Below are 14,501 nucleotides of genomic sequence, written 5' to 3'. Positions count from 1 at the left end.
ACACGGCTCTGCTGACCGAAAGGCCGGAATGGTCCCTCCTTAGAAGCGCCGGCGCACGACGCCGATGATCATCAGGCTGCCGCCGATCACGGATGTCGCTTCCCATGCCGCCGTGTTGATCGCGATCATGGCGCCGGCCCCGACCAGTTCCAGCGCATCATGCAGCAGTTTTCTGCGTTCTTCCGGCGAGGCATGGACCGCTTCATTCCGTGCCCTCTCAGCATAGCCGCAACAGATCTCTCTCGAGACCTGGAACAATCGATTGAGGTCCTCGGTTTCCGCGATCCACCGCTCCACTTCAGCGGCATGCGTGACGATCTCGCGCAGCGCCGCAAGAAGTGTGACCGCCGCCTGTTCATCCATCTGGGACTGGACGAGGAGCGCGCGTTCACGCTGAGCAAATCTCTCAAAGAACCCTCGGAAGTCCTCAAGCCATCCCGGCGCGTCTGTGTCCACCGTGTCACGCAGGGCGATCACTTCTTCCAGATCTCGGGCGTAGTCCGGATCAGACAGAACCTCCGAGAAGGTTCGACAGCCGATCTCCAGAATTTCCGCTAGCTCCTGGTTCGAAATCGGCCGGTCGGGTGGCGGGAAACTCAACCACATCCGGTTCGTGGCCATTGTCCAGAATTTCTCGTCGACCAGAACGCCCATCTCGACCTCCCTGCTACAGGCATTGACCAGTCTGGGAGAATGATCCGCTATCGGCAAATGATAAAAAGGCGTAGGCCGCCAGAAGGGACCGATTTACGGCACCGCTGCAATGAAGGAAGAAATCCGGAAGATTTTTGGAGAAATGGTACGGTTGGGTGGATTCGAACCACCGACCTCAGGAGCCACAATCCTGCGCTCTAACCAACTGAGCTACAACCGCACACGGCCGGCGCACACGACCCGTGACCGGCGTCCGCGTCAATACGGGCAAATGATCGCTTTTTCAAGCCAAAAGAACAAAAGAAAAAAGACCGGGGGGAGGATCCCGGTCTTTTTCACAAGGGACCGAAGGGAGGAGGTTTCGGACCCACTCGGCAGCGACGGGAGGAGGAGTGCGCTGCCGGACTTTCTTTAAGCGCTAAACGCCTCAGGCGACGCGAAGTTCCTTGACCGTTTTCTCGAAGACGTCCTTCATCGGCTTCCCAACCGTTTCGGCCGACTTCTGCGAGGTAGCCTGGAAGTCCTTCATCTGGTCCACAGCCACTTCCATGCGCTTGCGCATGAAGTTGCTCTGCATCTCGATCAACTCGGCAAACGAACGGGCGCCAGCCAGAGCCTCAAGATGAGCGAGATTGGCTTCGGTGCCCTCGCGCAGCGCAGCAATCGACTTCGTGGTGAACTCGTTGCTAGCCGATTTGGCATTTTCAAAGGTCGCCTCGAGAGCCTTCTGGGTCTCTTCAGCATTCACCTTCATGCGGGCATAGACTTCTTTCGTCTGCTCGGCGCTCTTCTCGGCGAAAGCGCGAAACTGTTCGCTCGCCTGCGTCGCGTCAAACGTTGGGAACTCAACGGTTCCGTTGTCTTTCTGCGTGGTCTTGGTCATATCCAAGGTCCTTTGGTTCTCGTTCACGGCGGTCTCCGTCTGGTTGACACCCGCCCGACAATTCATGGTGCGTATATAGCATCACGTATTGTGCATTGCAACATTTTTGTTGCGATGCAGCATTTCCACCTCCACGCGATTAACCAATCAACGAGAATTCAGGGTCATCGGCGATAGGCATTTGTGGACCTCGCGGCCACATGCTTTTATTAATAAGGTGTTAACGTCGTTGTCGGGATGCCGCGTTCTGCGGTTGAGGATGGCAGCCCGATGCTGTTTGAACCGTTGCGATTGCCGTGCCCTGCGAATCTCCGGCCGGCCCGCGTGAAGAAAAGTGTTTGGCTCGTTTGAATGGCGTCTGTCTCATACTCCTTTGTTGACATTGCGGTTCTGGATCAGGTGCGGGAGCGCTTTGCCGCTGGCGATGCACTGCTCATCCTCACCACCGCGCTCGACACTGTGATCTGGGCGAACGGCCCCGGCGCGGCGCTGATCGGCCATGGCAACATCGATGAGGCCATTGGCGCCGAGAGCGGCCTGTCCATGACAACCCGGCGCCAGATTTCCGCCACGCCGGGCTTTCCGAGAATTTCCGGGGAACGCGGTGTCGCCACCCGACTTGGACGCGGTGTCAGATCTCCGATCGTCAATCTGAGTGCATCGACGATTGTGTTGCCCGGCGGCGAGGCGGCTATATTGCTCGCATCCAAGGCGACTTCGACGCGCATGCGCGAGGACAGCTATCGCGCAACAGCCGCGGTCCAGGGCTTCGACGCAGCTGACCAGTTTGCCGCCCTTGTGGACGAGAATGGCTCCATTGCAGCGGCTTCCAACAATTTTGAAGCGCTGGGCATCGAACGCGACACGCTGCGCACGCTGGTCCAAGAAGTGCGCGAAGAGAAGGACCGGTTGGTCAAGCGCATGGTAGAAGGTGGGGGGCGCCGCCGTCCCGCTGCCTTCGCAAGGCTGACTGACGACCCCGCCTGGCATCTGCTCGTGGTGGTCGACGAGCAGAACGCGCCGCTCCAGCAAGACGAGCATCCGGGCCCGGAGGCGGTTCTCGCGGCCGCAGACACCGCATCGTCACCGACGGATCGAACGCTTGTCGAGGCCCCGCTGACCGAGACGCCCGAGCGTGTTTCAGACGTGGACGTCCCGGAAGCCGCGACAGACGACCCGCAGGTCATGAAGGAAACCCCACCTGCCCGAACCGCTGCACATGTTACGGAAGAATGCGCCTCATCGGCTCCGGTAGAGCGCCCCAGAGGCACTGTCCGCTTTGCCTGGCGTACCGACGCGGAGGGCCGCTTTACCGCGTTGTCCGATGCTTTCGCCGAGGCCGTCGGCCCAGCGGCAGCCGATGTTATGGGTCGCCGGTTCCGCGAAGTGTCCAACGCGTTCGGACTTGATCCCGAAGGCCGTATTTCGGCGCTGTTGGAGCGTCGTGACACGTGGTCCGGTCGCACGGTCATGTGGCCTATCGAAGGAACTGATCTGAAGGTTCCCGTCGATCTTGCCGCCCTTCCCATTTATGGCCGAGGCCGTATTTTCGAAGGCTTTCACGGATTCGGTCTGGCGCGTATGAACGACGCTGTGACAGACCCCGAGGGCATCGGTCTCGTGCTCGCACCCGGCGGCGCCCTGCCCTCGCGCGATGAGACGGAATTTACAGCGACTGAGCCTGCCGCGCCGGAGGAGCGCCTGGAATCCCAGCCGCACGATGTGGAGGACCCGGCGACGGAACCGACACAACCGCCAGCCGGTTCAGATCCAGCCGGTTCAGATGCGGAAGTCGAAATCCCCGCAACGCCCCAGCCTTCTCAGGAAACAGACGGCCCCCCATCCGAGCAGGTCAAGATCATCCGCCTTGCGGAGCACCGCACCCCGCTGACCTCTGAAGGCGGTCTCTCTCCGACGGAAGCAACCGCCTTCCGTGAGATCGGAGCGCGTCTGCGCCAGGAGAATCATCCGGAAGACGAAGTGGGGAAGCGCGATACGATCGCAAACGATACATCCTCGCAGGTGCGTGAACAGGCGTTGGAAAGCGCATCGGACGAGCCGGCTTCTGCCGCTGACAGTGCGCGCAGTGAAGACGCATCACCAGCTGAGCAAGAGCCCGAGGCAGCGGCGACCGATGATCGAACCGATCTGCCGGCCATGGAGGCCGACGATCCGGTGCCTGCTCCAACGGCGTCACCGGCAATCGTACCCTCGGCATTTTACAGCATGCCCGCAGGCAGCGACGAGAACAGCCCCGGTTTGCTGGCCGGGCTACCGTTGCCGATCCTCATTCATGCGGGAGACAGGCTCCATTACGCCAACAAGGCGTTTTTTGATCTGACCGGCTATGCGGATTTGAAAGCGCTTGAGGAAAGCGGCGGCCTCGACGTGCTTTTTCCGGAAAGCTACGAGGCTTCGCAAGCTCCCGCCGATACCCAAGCGTTGACGATCCGCACCGCCCAAGGGGACGAGCACGACGTTCATGCGCATCTGCAATCCGTTCCCTGGCGCGATGGTAAGGCGCTTCTTCTGGCACTGCAGCCTATCGAAAACGAGATGAACGGCGCTGCCATAACAGCAGAGACCGGCGCTGCTGATACCCAGGCCGAAGCGGTGAACGACGCCGAACTGGAGGCGCAGACCGCCGAGCTCCAGATGCATCTGGCCGAGATGCGCGCGATTGTCGACACCGCGACAGACGGTGTGGTTATCATCGACAATGACGGCAATGTCCGTTCGACCAACCGGCCGGCGGAAGCTCTTTTCGGCTTCGACGCCCAGGACGTGACCGGCAAACCCTTTACCGCATTGTTTGCCATTGAAAGCCAGGGAGCGGTGCGCGCCCATCTGGAAAGCCTTTCCGACAACGGCGTCGCCAGCGTGCTCAATGATGGCCTTGAGGTCATCGGACGCGAGGCTCAGGGGCGCTTCATTCCGCTCTTCATGACGATCGGACGCCTTCCTCACAGCAGCGGGTTCTGCGCCGTTCTCCGCGACGTCACACAGTGGAAGCGCGCGGCCGAGGAATTGACGCAGGCGCGCGCCGAAGCCGAACGCGCCTCCTCGCAGAAAACCGAATTTCTGGCCCGCGTCAGCCATGAGGTTCGCACACCGCTGAACGCGATTATCGGCTTTTCCGAGTTGATGCTCGATGAAAAATTCGGCCCCATCGGCAATGACCGCTATCGCGACTACCTGCAGGACATCAACCGTTCGGGCAATCACGTGCTCGATCTCGTCAACGATCTGCTCGACATTTCCAAGATCGAAGCCGGTGAGCAGGAGATGCACTACGAAGCCGTGTCCCTGAATGATGTCCTGGGCGAAACCGTCGCCATGATGCAGCCGCAGGCCAATCGCGAGCGCGTCATCATTCGTTCGAGCTTCGCTTCCAATCTGCCGGATGTGGTCGCCGATCCGCGCAGCGTTCGCCAGATCGCGCTCAATCTTCTGTCCAATGCGGTGCGCTATACGCCCGCCGGCGGACAAGTGATCATATCGACGGCCTATAGCGCGGACGGCTCGGTCATCATGCGCGTGCGCGACACCGGCATCGGCATGAGCCCAGCAGAGGTCGAGGAAGCGCTGAAACCTTTCAAGCAAATCAACAGCTTGAAGCGTAAGCGCGGGGATGGAACGGGTCTTGGCCTGCCACTGACCCGAGCCATGGTGGAAGCCAATCGTGCAGCCTTTGCCATCAACTCGGTTCCGGGCGAAGGAACGCTGGTTGAGGTTTCCTTCCCACCGACGCGCGTTCTCGCCGACTAAGGCTTCGCTCAAACCAACGTCAGAAAAGATGACATTTGTAGTTTAGAATACTTCTAAACTAATGATATTATTTGTATTTTTCTTGACGCACGGTGTTTTTTCCGCGAGATGTCCCCGCATTGCGGAGCAACAGCTGCGCATTCCCTGGGACCTTTAATCCCACAGGTTTGGAGACACCAATGCTGACAAACAAATTGATCGCTGCCCGCGCCGGTCTCGCCGCGCTTGTTGCAGCGGGAACGCTTGCCACAACCCTGCCTGCGGCTCAGGCAGAGGGAACGGTGAACATCTATTCCTATCGCCAACCTTTCCTCATCAAGCCGCTGCTCGACGCTTTCACCGAAAAGACCGGAATTGCGACCGAAGTCCTGTTCCTGGACAAGGGCCTTGAGGACCGCATTGCGGCGGAAGGCTCGAACTCGCCTGCAGATGTCATCCTGACCGTCGATATTGGTCGTCTAATGAACGCCAAGGAAAAGAGCATCACGCAGCCCGTCGAGGACGAGACCGTCAATTCCGAAATTCCGTCCGAGTTCCGCGACCCGGAAGGCCACTGGTTCGGTGTCACCACGCGCGGCCGCGTTGTCTATGCCTCCAAGGAGCGCGTCGAGCAGGACACGATCACCTATGAAGAGCTCGCCGATCCCAAGTGGAAGGGCAAGATCTGCATGCGCAGTGGCCAGCACAATTACAACATTGCTCTGTTCGCCTCCATGATCGCCCATCACGGTGAGGAGAAGGCCGAAGAGTGGATGAAGGGCCTCAAGGCCAATCTCGCACGCAAGCCGAGCGGCAACGACCGGGCGCAGGCACAGGCCATCTATGCCGGTGAGTGCGATCTGGGCATCGGCAACACCTATTATGTTGGTCTCATGATCAACAATGAGAAAGAGCCGGAGCAGAAGGACTGGGCCGCTTCGATGAAGGTCCTGTTCCCCAATTCCAAGGATCGCGGCACCCATGTCAACATTTCGGGGATGGCAATGGCCAAGCACGCGCCGAACCGTGACAATGCGCTTGAGCTGATGCGCTTCCTGGGCAGCGCCGAGGCCCAGTCGATCTACGCCGAGACCAATTACGAGTATCCGGTTCTTCCGGGTGCCACGGTGTCGGAAACCGTGCAGTCCTTCGGCCAGATCAAGCCGGACAGCCTGCCGCTTGCCGAGATCGCAAAAAACCGCAAGGCGGCCTCCGAAATGGTTGACCGTGTCGGTCTCGATGACGGCCCGGCCAGCTGATCCATCTTTAAGACGCAAAAGCCGGGTCCTTTGCAGGGCCCGGCTTTTTGCTTTTGCGGGTAAACCCGCCGCCATATCGCCTCAGTTGTCATGACCCTCCAGCCAGCGCCGACAGCACCTCTTCGTGAACACCGTTTTCCCCGCGTTCGGGGAGAGCGCCACCGTGCCGCGCGGCTCGGCAGTCTCATAATCGCGCTGGCGGTCATGCTTCCTGTCGCCACCATACTTTTCGTCGCGCTTTCCGGCACGGGGGAAGCCTGGCCGCATCTCCTGCGCTACGTGCTGCCGCAGTCGCTTGGCACCACGCTTATCCTGCTCGGCCTCGTTGCCATGGGTACGGCATTCATCGGTGTCGGATCCGCCTGGCTGGTGGTGGGCTATGAGTTCCCGCTGCGCCGGCTTCTCTCATGGGCACTGGTGCTGCCGCTCGCGGTTCCCACCTATCTGGCCGCTTATGCCTTTGGCGAATTCTTCCACTATGTCGGCCCCGTGCAGACAGCGCTCCGCGCCGTCTTCGGCTTCGAAAGCGCGCGCGACTACTGGTTTCCCGACATCCGCTCCACCTGGGGCGCAGCCCTCGTGGTCACGTCCGTCACGTTCCCCTATGTCTATCTCACGGCCCGCGTCGTCTTTCTCATGCAGGGACGAAACATTGCCGATGTGGCGCGCACGCTGGGCGCGCGGCCGGCACGCGTCTTCTTCCGCATTCTTCTACCTGTCGCCCGCCCGGCCATCGTCGCCGGCCTGGCGCTGGTGATGATGGAGACACTCAACGACATCGGCGCGGTGGAATATCTCGGCGTTCGCACGCTCACTCTGTCGGTCTACGCCACCTGGCTCAATCGCGGGAGCCTCGAAGGGGCGGCACAGATCGCTTCCGTGATGCTGGTGATCGTGTTCCTGCTTCTGACAGCCGAGCAATGGGCGCGCCGCAAGCAACGTTTTCACAGCGCCCGTGGCACCCAGATGCACGTGCGCCCGCCTCGTCTGCCGCTCCGAGGTTTCAAAGGCATCTTGGCAACTGGCGCCCTCGGCCTGCCCATTCTGTCAGGCTTCGGCATTCCGCTTTTCGTGTTCGTCCGCTATGTCTCGAAACGGCTCTACCAGTTTGCGGATCCACAGGTTCTGCAGGCGTTCCTGACCAGCGTTACGGTGGCCAGCATCACCGCGATTGCGACCGTCGTCATCGCGCTGCTGCTTCTCAATGCCATGCGTCTCTCGCGCTCGCCCTACACCATGGCGCTCGTGCGGCTTGCCTCCATCGGATATGCCCTGCCCGGCACGATCCTCGGCCTTGGCCTGCTTCTCTCTCTCGCCGCCATCGACAACACGGTCGACAGCGCTGCACGCACCTATGGCGGCTTTTCCACCGGCCTTCTCCTGACCGGCACGGCAGCTTCCATTGTTATAGCCTGCACGATCCGTTTTCTGGCGCTGGCCGAAAGCGCGGTCCGCTCGGGGCTTGAAAAGCTACCGCCCAATCTGGATCAGGCCGCCCGTAGCCTCGGCAAAACCGCAAACCAGAGCGCGCTCGCCGTTCTCCTGCCACTTCTGAAACCTGCCATCCTGACGGCGGCCATCCTCGTCTTTGTGGACACCGTGAAGGAGCTTTCGGCGACCATTCTCCTGCGCCCCTTCGGCTTCCGCACGCTCGCGACGCATGTTTATGAAAACGCGTCCCGCGGTGTGGTGGAAGACGGCGCCGTGGCGGCGCTCCTCATCATCGCGACGGCTATCGTGCCGGTCGTTCTTCTGTCGCGCCCGCTCATGCGTGATCACAACACCTGACACCCTATCGAGACACTGGTTTGCCTCGTTGATGCGACCGCATGGGCGCCCAAAAATCCGGGCAAAAAAAAGCGCCCGTAAAGGGCGCCTGAAGGATCTTGAATGCTGTCAAAAACGAGGCTTGGCGAACATCTGCATGAACAGTCGGAACCTGTGTCCGGCTCGTCAAGTTAGCCGGCACTATCGCGCGCAAACCCTTAACAGAACCTTACCGGTTCGCAGAGAAGTTTACCGAACCGTACCACTTGTAAAGTCTCGGTAAATTTCAGCTTCATCATTTGTTTACCATGCCGAACCGGTTTCACTGACGAAGCTCGGGAATGTCGCGATAGAGATCCAGTGCCTCGGGGTTGGCGAGCGCTTCCCTGTTTTTCACCGCGCGGCCATGAACGATGTCGCGCACGGCAAGCTCGGTTATTTTTCCGGATTTCGTGCGCGGGATGTCCGCCACTGCCACGATGCGCGCCGGCACGTGACGCGGGCTTGCCCCTGTTCTGATCTTGGTGCGGATCGTCTTTTCCAGCGCCTCGTCGAGCCTCACACCTTCGGCCAGCCGCACGAAAAGGACAACGCGCACATCGTCTTCCCACTCCTGTCCGATGCAGATCGCCTCGAGGATCTCCGGCAGTTGCTCGACCTGATTGTAGATCTCCGCCGTGCCGATGCGCACGCCGCCGGGGTTCAGCGTCGCGTCGGAACGGCCATGGATGACAATGCCGCCATGCTCCGTCCATTCGGCAAAATCGCCGTGACACCAGACATTGTCGAACCGGTCGAAATAGGCTGTGTGATATTTTTCGTTTTCCAGATCGTTCCAGAACCCGATCGGCATGGCCGGAAACGCGCGGGTACACACGAGTTCGCCCTTACCCTTTTCAAGAGGACGCCCTTCATCGTCCCAGACTTCAACCGCCATGCCGAGTCCCGCCGCCTGAATCTCGCCGACCCAGACCGGCAAGGTAGGCACCCCGAGCACAAAGCAGGAGACAATGTCCGTCCCGCCTGAGATCGAGGCGAGATGGATGTCTTTCTTGATCCCCTCATAAACGAAGGCGAAATTCTCCGGCGCCAGCGGCGAGCCAGTAGAGGATAATGTCTCGACCGTAGAAAGGTCGTGGCTTTCCATGGGCTTCAAACCGGCCTTGCGCACCGCATCGATGAACTTTGCCGAGGTTCCGAAATATGTCATGCGCTCGGCATCGGCATAATCGAAAAGCACATTTCCGTCAGGATGGAATGGAGAGCCGTCATAGAGCAGCAGCGTGGCTTCCGACGCCAGCCCGCTCATCAGCCAATTCCACATCATCCAGCCGCAGGTGGTGAAATAGAACAGGCGGTCGCCGGGCTTCAGACCTGCATGGAGGCGGTGCTCCTTCACATGCTGGAGAAGTGTGCCGCCCGCCGAATGCACTATGCATTTCGGAATACCGGTCGTACCGGAGGAAAACAGGACGTAGAGTGGATGTGAAAAGGGAAGGCGTTCAAAGACAAGCTGCCCCTCCTCGTAGCGCTCCGCCGCCTCACCGTAAGCCTCGGCCTTGCCGATCTTTGCAGCGGACTCTTGAGCATGCCCGAGATAGTCGACAATCAACGCCAGCTTCACGCTCGGCAGTTTATCGAGGACGGCAGCGGTCTTGTCTGAAACGTCGAAGGATTTGCCGCCGTACCAATAGCCGTCCGGCGCAATGAAAATTGTCGGCTCGATCTGGCCGAACCGATCGAGCACCCCCTGAATGCCGAAATCGGGCGAACAGGACGACCAGACGGCACCGAGCGACGTGGCCGCAAGCATTGCAGCGAGCGTCTCGGGCATATTCGGCATCATCGCCGCCACGCGGTCGCCGGCCTTCAGGCCCCGATCGCGGAAGAGCTGTTGCAGACGCGACACCTGCGCACGCAGCGCATCCCAGGAGAGCCTTCGCTCTACCTTGTCTTCGCCCCGGAAAACCACCGCATCGTCGCTGCCGGTCCTGCGCAGCAGATTCTCAGCGAAGTTCAGTCTCGCATCCGGGAAGAATGAAGCCCCCGGCATTTGCTCGCCATTTGCCAGGATGCGAGCGCCCTTGTGGCCGATGACATCGCAAAAGTCCCAGACGAGAGACCAGAACGCTTCACGGTCTTCGATCGACCATGCGTGAAGCGCATCATAGTCAAGTAGGCTACGGCCAGCGACCTTCTCTGCGCATCTGGCGAAAGCCGATATCGGCGCGTCGGTCTTCCGCCCCTGAGATGGGGTCCAAAGTGGCTCCGTTGCCTTCATTCTTTCCTCCTCGCGGCCCTCCAGGCGTATGCTCTTCTTATGCAATTCCGCCTCACATCGGCAATGGTTTCATTTGAATCAATTCCCGTTTCCGGCATCAAACCCGCCAGGTTGTTGCAGAAAGCGGTGCAATACCCCTTCACGGTGCGACAAGTCCTTGAATTGCCATACGTCATGTTTAAACCCGTAAGGAGCTGTGAAGTCGGTTTGCCGGCACAGCTGTGTCGTGGCATTTCCGGCCATCAAGTTGACCGCGTTCACTCTGGCCGCAAGTTTGCCGGGCGGAACGCCGAAGATGAGGTTCCATGCCCTCGCCGGCAATGAAGAAAAGCATTTGGGCTCTGTTGATCGCCGCCGTGCTTGCGGCATTGGTGGTGGTTTGCCTACCGATCCTGGCTTCCACGCAGATCGTGCGCGACAGCGTGGCCCAGCAGCTCAGCGCCTGGAGCGGATATCGCATTCGCCTGGACGACGCCCCCCAAATCCGTGTCTGGCCTACCTTCAGCGCAGTGCTGAATGATGTTGTGCTGTCCGACTGGAACGACGATGGCGCACCGGTCATGGAAGCCGAGCGTGTCGAGATTGACCTTTCCGCACTCGCAGCCCTGCGTGGCAAGGTCGTGTTCACTAAGATCCGGCTGGTGCATCCGGTTCTGCGGCTTGATGAGACGGACGGTGTCATGCGCATTCCGACCATCCCCAATTGGGGCAAGCTCGCACAATCGGTTGATACGGCCCGCGAGCTGCTTGCAGCGGATCCGGCATCGCCTGACAAAAGTGCATTGCCGAGCGACAGTTTCGCGGCAGTCGAAGTCGAGGATGGCCGGGTTATCGCGCTCAACGGGGACAACAAACCGCCATTTCTCAGCGGCCTTACGGGGACCTTCAACTGGCCTGCCCTCAACCGCGCGGCCACGCTTTCAGTCAAAGGCATCTGGCACGGCGAAAGTCTCTCCTTTGATGCCTCGACCGACGAGCCGCTCTTTCTGCTCGCGGGCGGCAAGACCGCTCTTTCGCTCTCACTGAAGAGCGCGCCGCTGACGCTGTCTTTCAAAGGTGAAGCCGATCTCGTAGACAATGCCTTCGTCAACGGCACTCTGGAAAGCTCGGCCCCCTCCCTTCAGCGTGTACTGGAATGGACACTGCTCGAGGACTGGCCCGGCAGCACGATCAAGCCTGCAAAGCTTCGCAGCACAATCATCGGCGATGCCAAACGTGTAAAATTCGAGACCGCGGAATTCAGCCTCGGGGACAGCAATGCAACCGGCGTCTTCGACGTGGCGTTTACCGATCCGCGTCCGACCATCTCCGGAACGCTTGCCTTCAATGCGCTCGATCTTGGCACTCTGCTGAAAACCCTTGCCCCCGAACCCGACGCACCGGCGCAGGCAGTTGCGGCTTCCTGGGCGCATGATCTCAACTTCGACCTTCGCCTCTCGGCCACGCAGGCTTCTGCAGGTTCGGTATCGATGACCGATGTGGCTGCGACCGCGCAGGTTCGTGACGGCCTGGTGAGCCTCGACATTTCCGACGCCACCGCTTTCGGAGGTATGCTTCAGCTCGGTGTCCGACTCGACAATGTCGAGGGCCGTGATCATGCCGAACTTCGCATTGCGGCCGAGAACATTGACGGCGGGCTGATGGGAGAGAAGCTCCATTTCACCGCCTTCATGCCGAGAGCCAAAGGCTCCTTCTCAGTGTTTCTCAAAGGGCATGGCGAAACACTGAACCAGATCCTGGAAACATCCGATGGTTCCATCTCGGCCAATTTCGGCAAGGGCAGCATTGTCGGCCTCAATCTCGAAACCTTTCGGGAGCATAATGACAAGGGCAGCTTTTTCCCCTTGCAGGACATCGCCGATGGCGAACTCCCCATCGAGGGTGCGGACTTGAAGGCGACTCTGGCAGGGGGCATTGCGTGGATCGACACGGCGGAAGCCCGTCTTTCCACTGGAGAAAGGATCACGCTTGGCGGGCTGGTTCCGTTTGCAGGCCGGGGCATTGCCCTTTCAGGCAGCATCCTGCCGCCGCAAACACCTTCCAGCGGGGAGACTGCAGCGGAGGAAAACCTTCCGGATCAGGGCCCGCGCGAAACCTTCTTCGTTGGCGGTTCCTGGAACGCGCCCTTCATCGCACCCTTTCTGATCGAGTAGCCGAGCCTGCGTCTGGCTCAGGCTGCGACTCTTATGGCTGCCTGCTCGTCGCGACGCCGCTGAACTTCCTGCCGCTTGGTAACGATCGAAGCGGCGATGACGCCCAGCGCCACAATCCCGATCAAAATGGTGCAGACCGCATTGATTTCCGGCGTCACGCCGAGCCGCACCTGGCTGTAAATCTTCATGGGAAGCGTCGTTGCACCGGGACCTGAGGTGAAGCTTGCAATCACGAGATCATCGAGTGACAGGGTGAAAGCCAGCATCCAGCCTGAAATCACCGCCGGCAAAATCACGGGCAGCGTGACCTGGAAAAACGCCTTCACCGGCGTTGCGCCGAGATCGAGCGCAGCCTCTTCAAGCGACTGATCGAAGCTCATCAGGCGGGACTGAACCACCACCGCCACGAAACACATGGAAAAGGTGATGTGCGCGATGGTGACCGTGAAGAATCCACGGTCGAAATTGATCGCCACGAACAAAAGCAGAAGTGACAGACCGGTGATGACTTCCGGCATGACGAGCGGCGCGAAGACCATTCCAGAGAACAGAAGCCGCCCCCGAAACCGCGTATAGCGTGTCAGCGCAATGGCCGCCATCGTGCCGAGCACGGTTGCCACCGTGGCCGACAGGAAGGCAACCCTTGCCGTCACCCAGGCCGCATCCATCAGGCCACGATTGGAGAAGAGCTCCACATACCACTTTGTCGAGAAGCCCGCCCATACCGTGACCAGTCGCGACTCGTTGAAGGAATAGATCACCAGCAGAAGGATCGGCAGGTACAGGAAGGCAAACCCCAGCACCAGTGACACAATGTTGAAACGTCCCCAACTTCCGGCCATGGCTAATTCCCCGCCTCGCGTGAGCGCGCCTGCGAGCGCTGGAAAAGCATGATTGGTATGATCAGGATCAGGAGCAGGATGACCGCCACGGCGGACGACACCGGCCAATCACGATTGTTGAAGAACTCGGTCCAGAGTGTCTTGCCGATCATCAGGGTCTGCGACCCGCCCAGAAGATCGGGAATGACGAATTCGCCCACTGCCGGAATGAACACCAGCATGCAGCCGGCCACCACTCCGGGCAGCGACAAGGGAAACGTCACTTTCCAGAACGCGGCGATGGGCGGACAGCCCAGATCGCGCGCTGCCTCGATCAGCGATCCGTCCATCTTTTCAAGCGTCGAATAGAGCGGCAGAACCATAAAGGGCAGATAGGAATAGACGATGCCAATATAGATGGCGGTGGTTGTGTTGAGAATGACGAGCGGCTCGTCGATCACTCCCAGGAACAACAGGAACTGGTTGAGCAACCCCTCCGGCTTCAGGATGCCGATCCATGCATAAACGCGGATCAGGAAGCTCGTCCAGAAAGGCAGGATCACCAGCATGAGAAGCGTGGGCCTGATCGAGGCCGGTGCCCGCGCCATGCCATAGGCGATGGGATAGCCCACAGCCAGTGTGATCAGCGTGGAGATGCCGGCAATCCAGATGCTCGAAAGATAGGCGTTCACATAGAGCGGGTCATCGAACAGCCACAGATAATTGCTGAACGAAAGCGCGCCCAGTTTCTCAAAAAACGCCGGAAATCCCGCAAAGAGATCGAAAACCGGTTGATAAGGCGGCATGGAAAGCGCCGGTTCCGAAAGGGAAATCTTGAAGACGATGAGAAACGGCGCAAGGAAGAAGACAAGCAGCCACAGATAGGGCAGCGCGATAACGAAACGGGCGGCGATTGCTGAGATGAAACGCGCCATC

General features: G+C 59.8%; 9 protein-coding genes and 1 tRNA gene. 4 read left to right on the top strand and 6 right to left on the bottom strand.

The genetic code is table 11. The features are described 5' to 3' along the window. Positions 1 to 39: 39 nt before the first annotated feature. From KW403_RS11975 to KW403_RS11965, 3 genes are all read right to left on the bottom strand, one after another. Positions 40 to 654, bottom strand: a complete 615-nt coding sequence (locus KW403_RS11975; protein WP_223019709.1) for a hypothetical protein — start codon at positions 652 to 654, stop codon at positions 40 to 42. Between the two features lie 143 nt (positions 655 to 797). Next, positions 798 to 874: transfer RNA gene (locus KW403_RS11970), tRNA-His, on the bottom strand. A 207-nt stretch (positions 875 to 1,081) separates the two neighbouring features. After that, entirely contained in the window at positions 1,082 to 1,537 is a 456-nt protein-coding gene (locus tag KW403_RS11965) for a phasin (protein ID WP_223019708.1), read from the bottom strand. A 351-nt stretch (positions 1,538 to 1,888) separates the two neighbouring features. On the opposite strand from KW403_RS11965, the gene KW403_RS11960 reads away from it, so the two are divergent. The 3 genes from KW403_RS11960 (at position 1,889) to KW403_RS11950 (ending at position 8,331) form a co-directional block, all read left to right on the top strand. Further along, the gene (locus tag KW403_RS11960) at positions 1,889 to 5,305 is read left to right on the top strand and encodes a PAS domain S-box protein (RefSeq protein ID WP_223019707.1); all 3,417 of its coding nucleotides are present in this window, start codon (positions 1,889 to 1,891) and stop codon (positions 5,303 to 5,305) included. 179 nt (positions 5,306 to 5,484) lie between these two features. Further along, positions 5,485 to 6,543, top strand: a complete 1,059-nt coding sequence (locus KW403_RS11955; RefSeq protein ID WP_378596306.1) for a Fe(3+) ABC transporter substrate-binding protein — start codon at positions 5,485 to 5,487, stop codon at positions 6,541 to 6,543. Positions 6,544 to 6,633: 90 nt separating this feature from the next. Continuing rightward, positions 6,634 to 8,331 (top strand): ABC transporter permease, encoded by a 1,698-nt coding sequence (locus tag KW403_RS11950; protein WP_223019706.1) that lies wholly within the window; start codon positions 6,634 to 6,636, stop codon positions 8,329 to 8,331. Between the two features lie 301 nt (positions 8,332 to 8,632). On the opposite strand, the gene KW403_RS11945 is transcribed toward KW403_RS11950, so the two are convergent. Continuing rightward, on the bottom strand, positions 8,633 to 10,591 hold the full coding sequence (locus KW403_RS11945; RefSeq protein ID WP_223019705.1) for an acetoacetate--CoA ligase: 1,959 nt from the start codon (positions 10,589 to 10,591) through the stop codon (positions 8,633 to 8,635). Between the two features lie 305 nt (positions 10,592 to 10,896). On the opposite strand from KW403_RS11945, the gene KW403_RS11940 reads away from it, so the two are divergent. After that, positions 10,897 to 12,744, top strand: a complete 1,848-nt coding sequence (locus tag KW403_RS11940; RefSeq protein WP_246637764.1) for an AsmA family protein — start codon at positions 10,897 to 10,899, stop codon at positions 12,742 to 12,744. Positions 12,745 to 12,761: 17 nt separating this feature from the next. Here the strand turns inward: KW403_RS11940 and KW403_RS11935 are convergent, their stop codons facing one another. After that, entirely contained in the window at positions 12,762 to 13,586 is an 825-nt protein-coding gene (locus tag KW403_RS11935; RefSeq protein ID WP_223019704.1) for an ABC transporter permease, read from the bottom strand. Between the two features lie 2 nt (positions 13,587 to 13,588). Continuing rightward, positions 13,589 to 14,500: an ABC transporter permease subunit gene (locus tag KW403_RS11930; RefSeq protein WP_223019703.1), complete on the bottom strand. Its 912-nt coding sequence runs from the start codon at positions 14,498 to 14,500 to the stop codon at positions 13,589 to 13,591. Position 14,501 lies beyond the last annotated feature (1 nt).

Origin of the sequence: Nitratireductor kimnyeongensis (genome assembly GCF_019891395.1) — a bacterium.
Classification (GTDB): Bacteria; Pseudomonadota; Alphaproteobacteria; order Rhizobiales; family Rhizobiaceae; genus Nitratireductor; species Nitratireductor kimnyeongensis.
The sequence above is the reverse complement of the archived record's forward strand: the minus strand, read 5'-3'. Positions and strand labels throughout refer to the sequence as shown.

Excerpts from the sequence above, each read along its gene's own strand:
- KW403_RS11935 (WP_223019704.1), bottom strand. The coding sequence starts at position 13,586 with ATGGCCGGAAGTTGGGGACGTTTCAACATTGTGTCACTGGTGCTGGGG.
- KW403_RS11975 (WP_223019709.1), bottom strand. The coding sequence starts at position 654 with ATGGGCGTTCTGGTCGACGAGAAATTCTGGACAATGGCCACGAACCGG.
- KW403_RS11930 (WP_223019703.1), bottom strand. The coding sequence starts at position 14,500 with ATGGCGCGTTTCATCTCAGCAATCGCCGCCCGTTTCGTTATCGCGCTG.
- KW403_RS11940 (WP_246637764.1), top strand. The coding sequence starts at position 10,897 with ATGCCCTCGCCGGCAATGAAGAAAAGCATTTGGGCTCTGTTGATCGCC.
- KW403_RS11945 (WP_223019705.1), bottom strand. The coding sequence starts at position 10,591 with ATGAAGGCAACGGAGCCACTTTGGACCCCATCTCAGGGGCGGAAGACC.
- KW403_RS11950 (WP_223019706.1), top strand. The coding sequence starts at position 6,634 with ATGACCCTCCAGCCAGCGCCGACAGCACCTCTTCGTGAACACCGTTTT.
- KW403_RS11955 (WP_378596306.1), top strand. The coding sequence starts at position 5,485 with ATGCTGACAAACAAATTGATCGCTGCCCGCGCCGGTCTCGCCGCGCTT.
- KW403_RS11960 (WP_223019707.1), top strand. The coding sequence starts at position 1,889 with ATGGCGTCTGTCTCATACTCCTTTGTTGACATTGCGGTTCTGGATCAG.
- KW403_RS11965 (WP_223019708.1), bottom strand. The coding sequence starts at position 1,537 with ATGACCAAGACCACGCAGAAAGACAACGGAACCGTTGAGTTCCCAACG.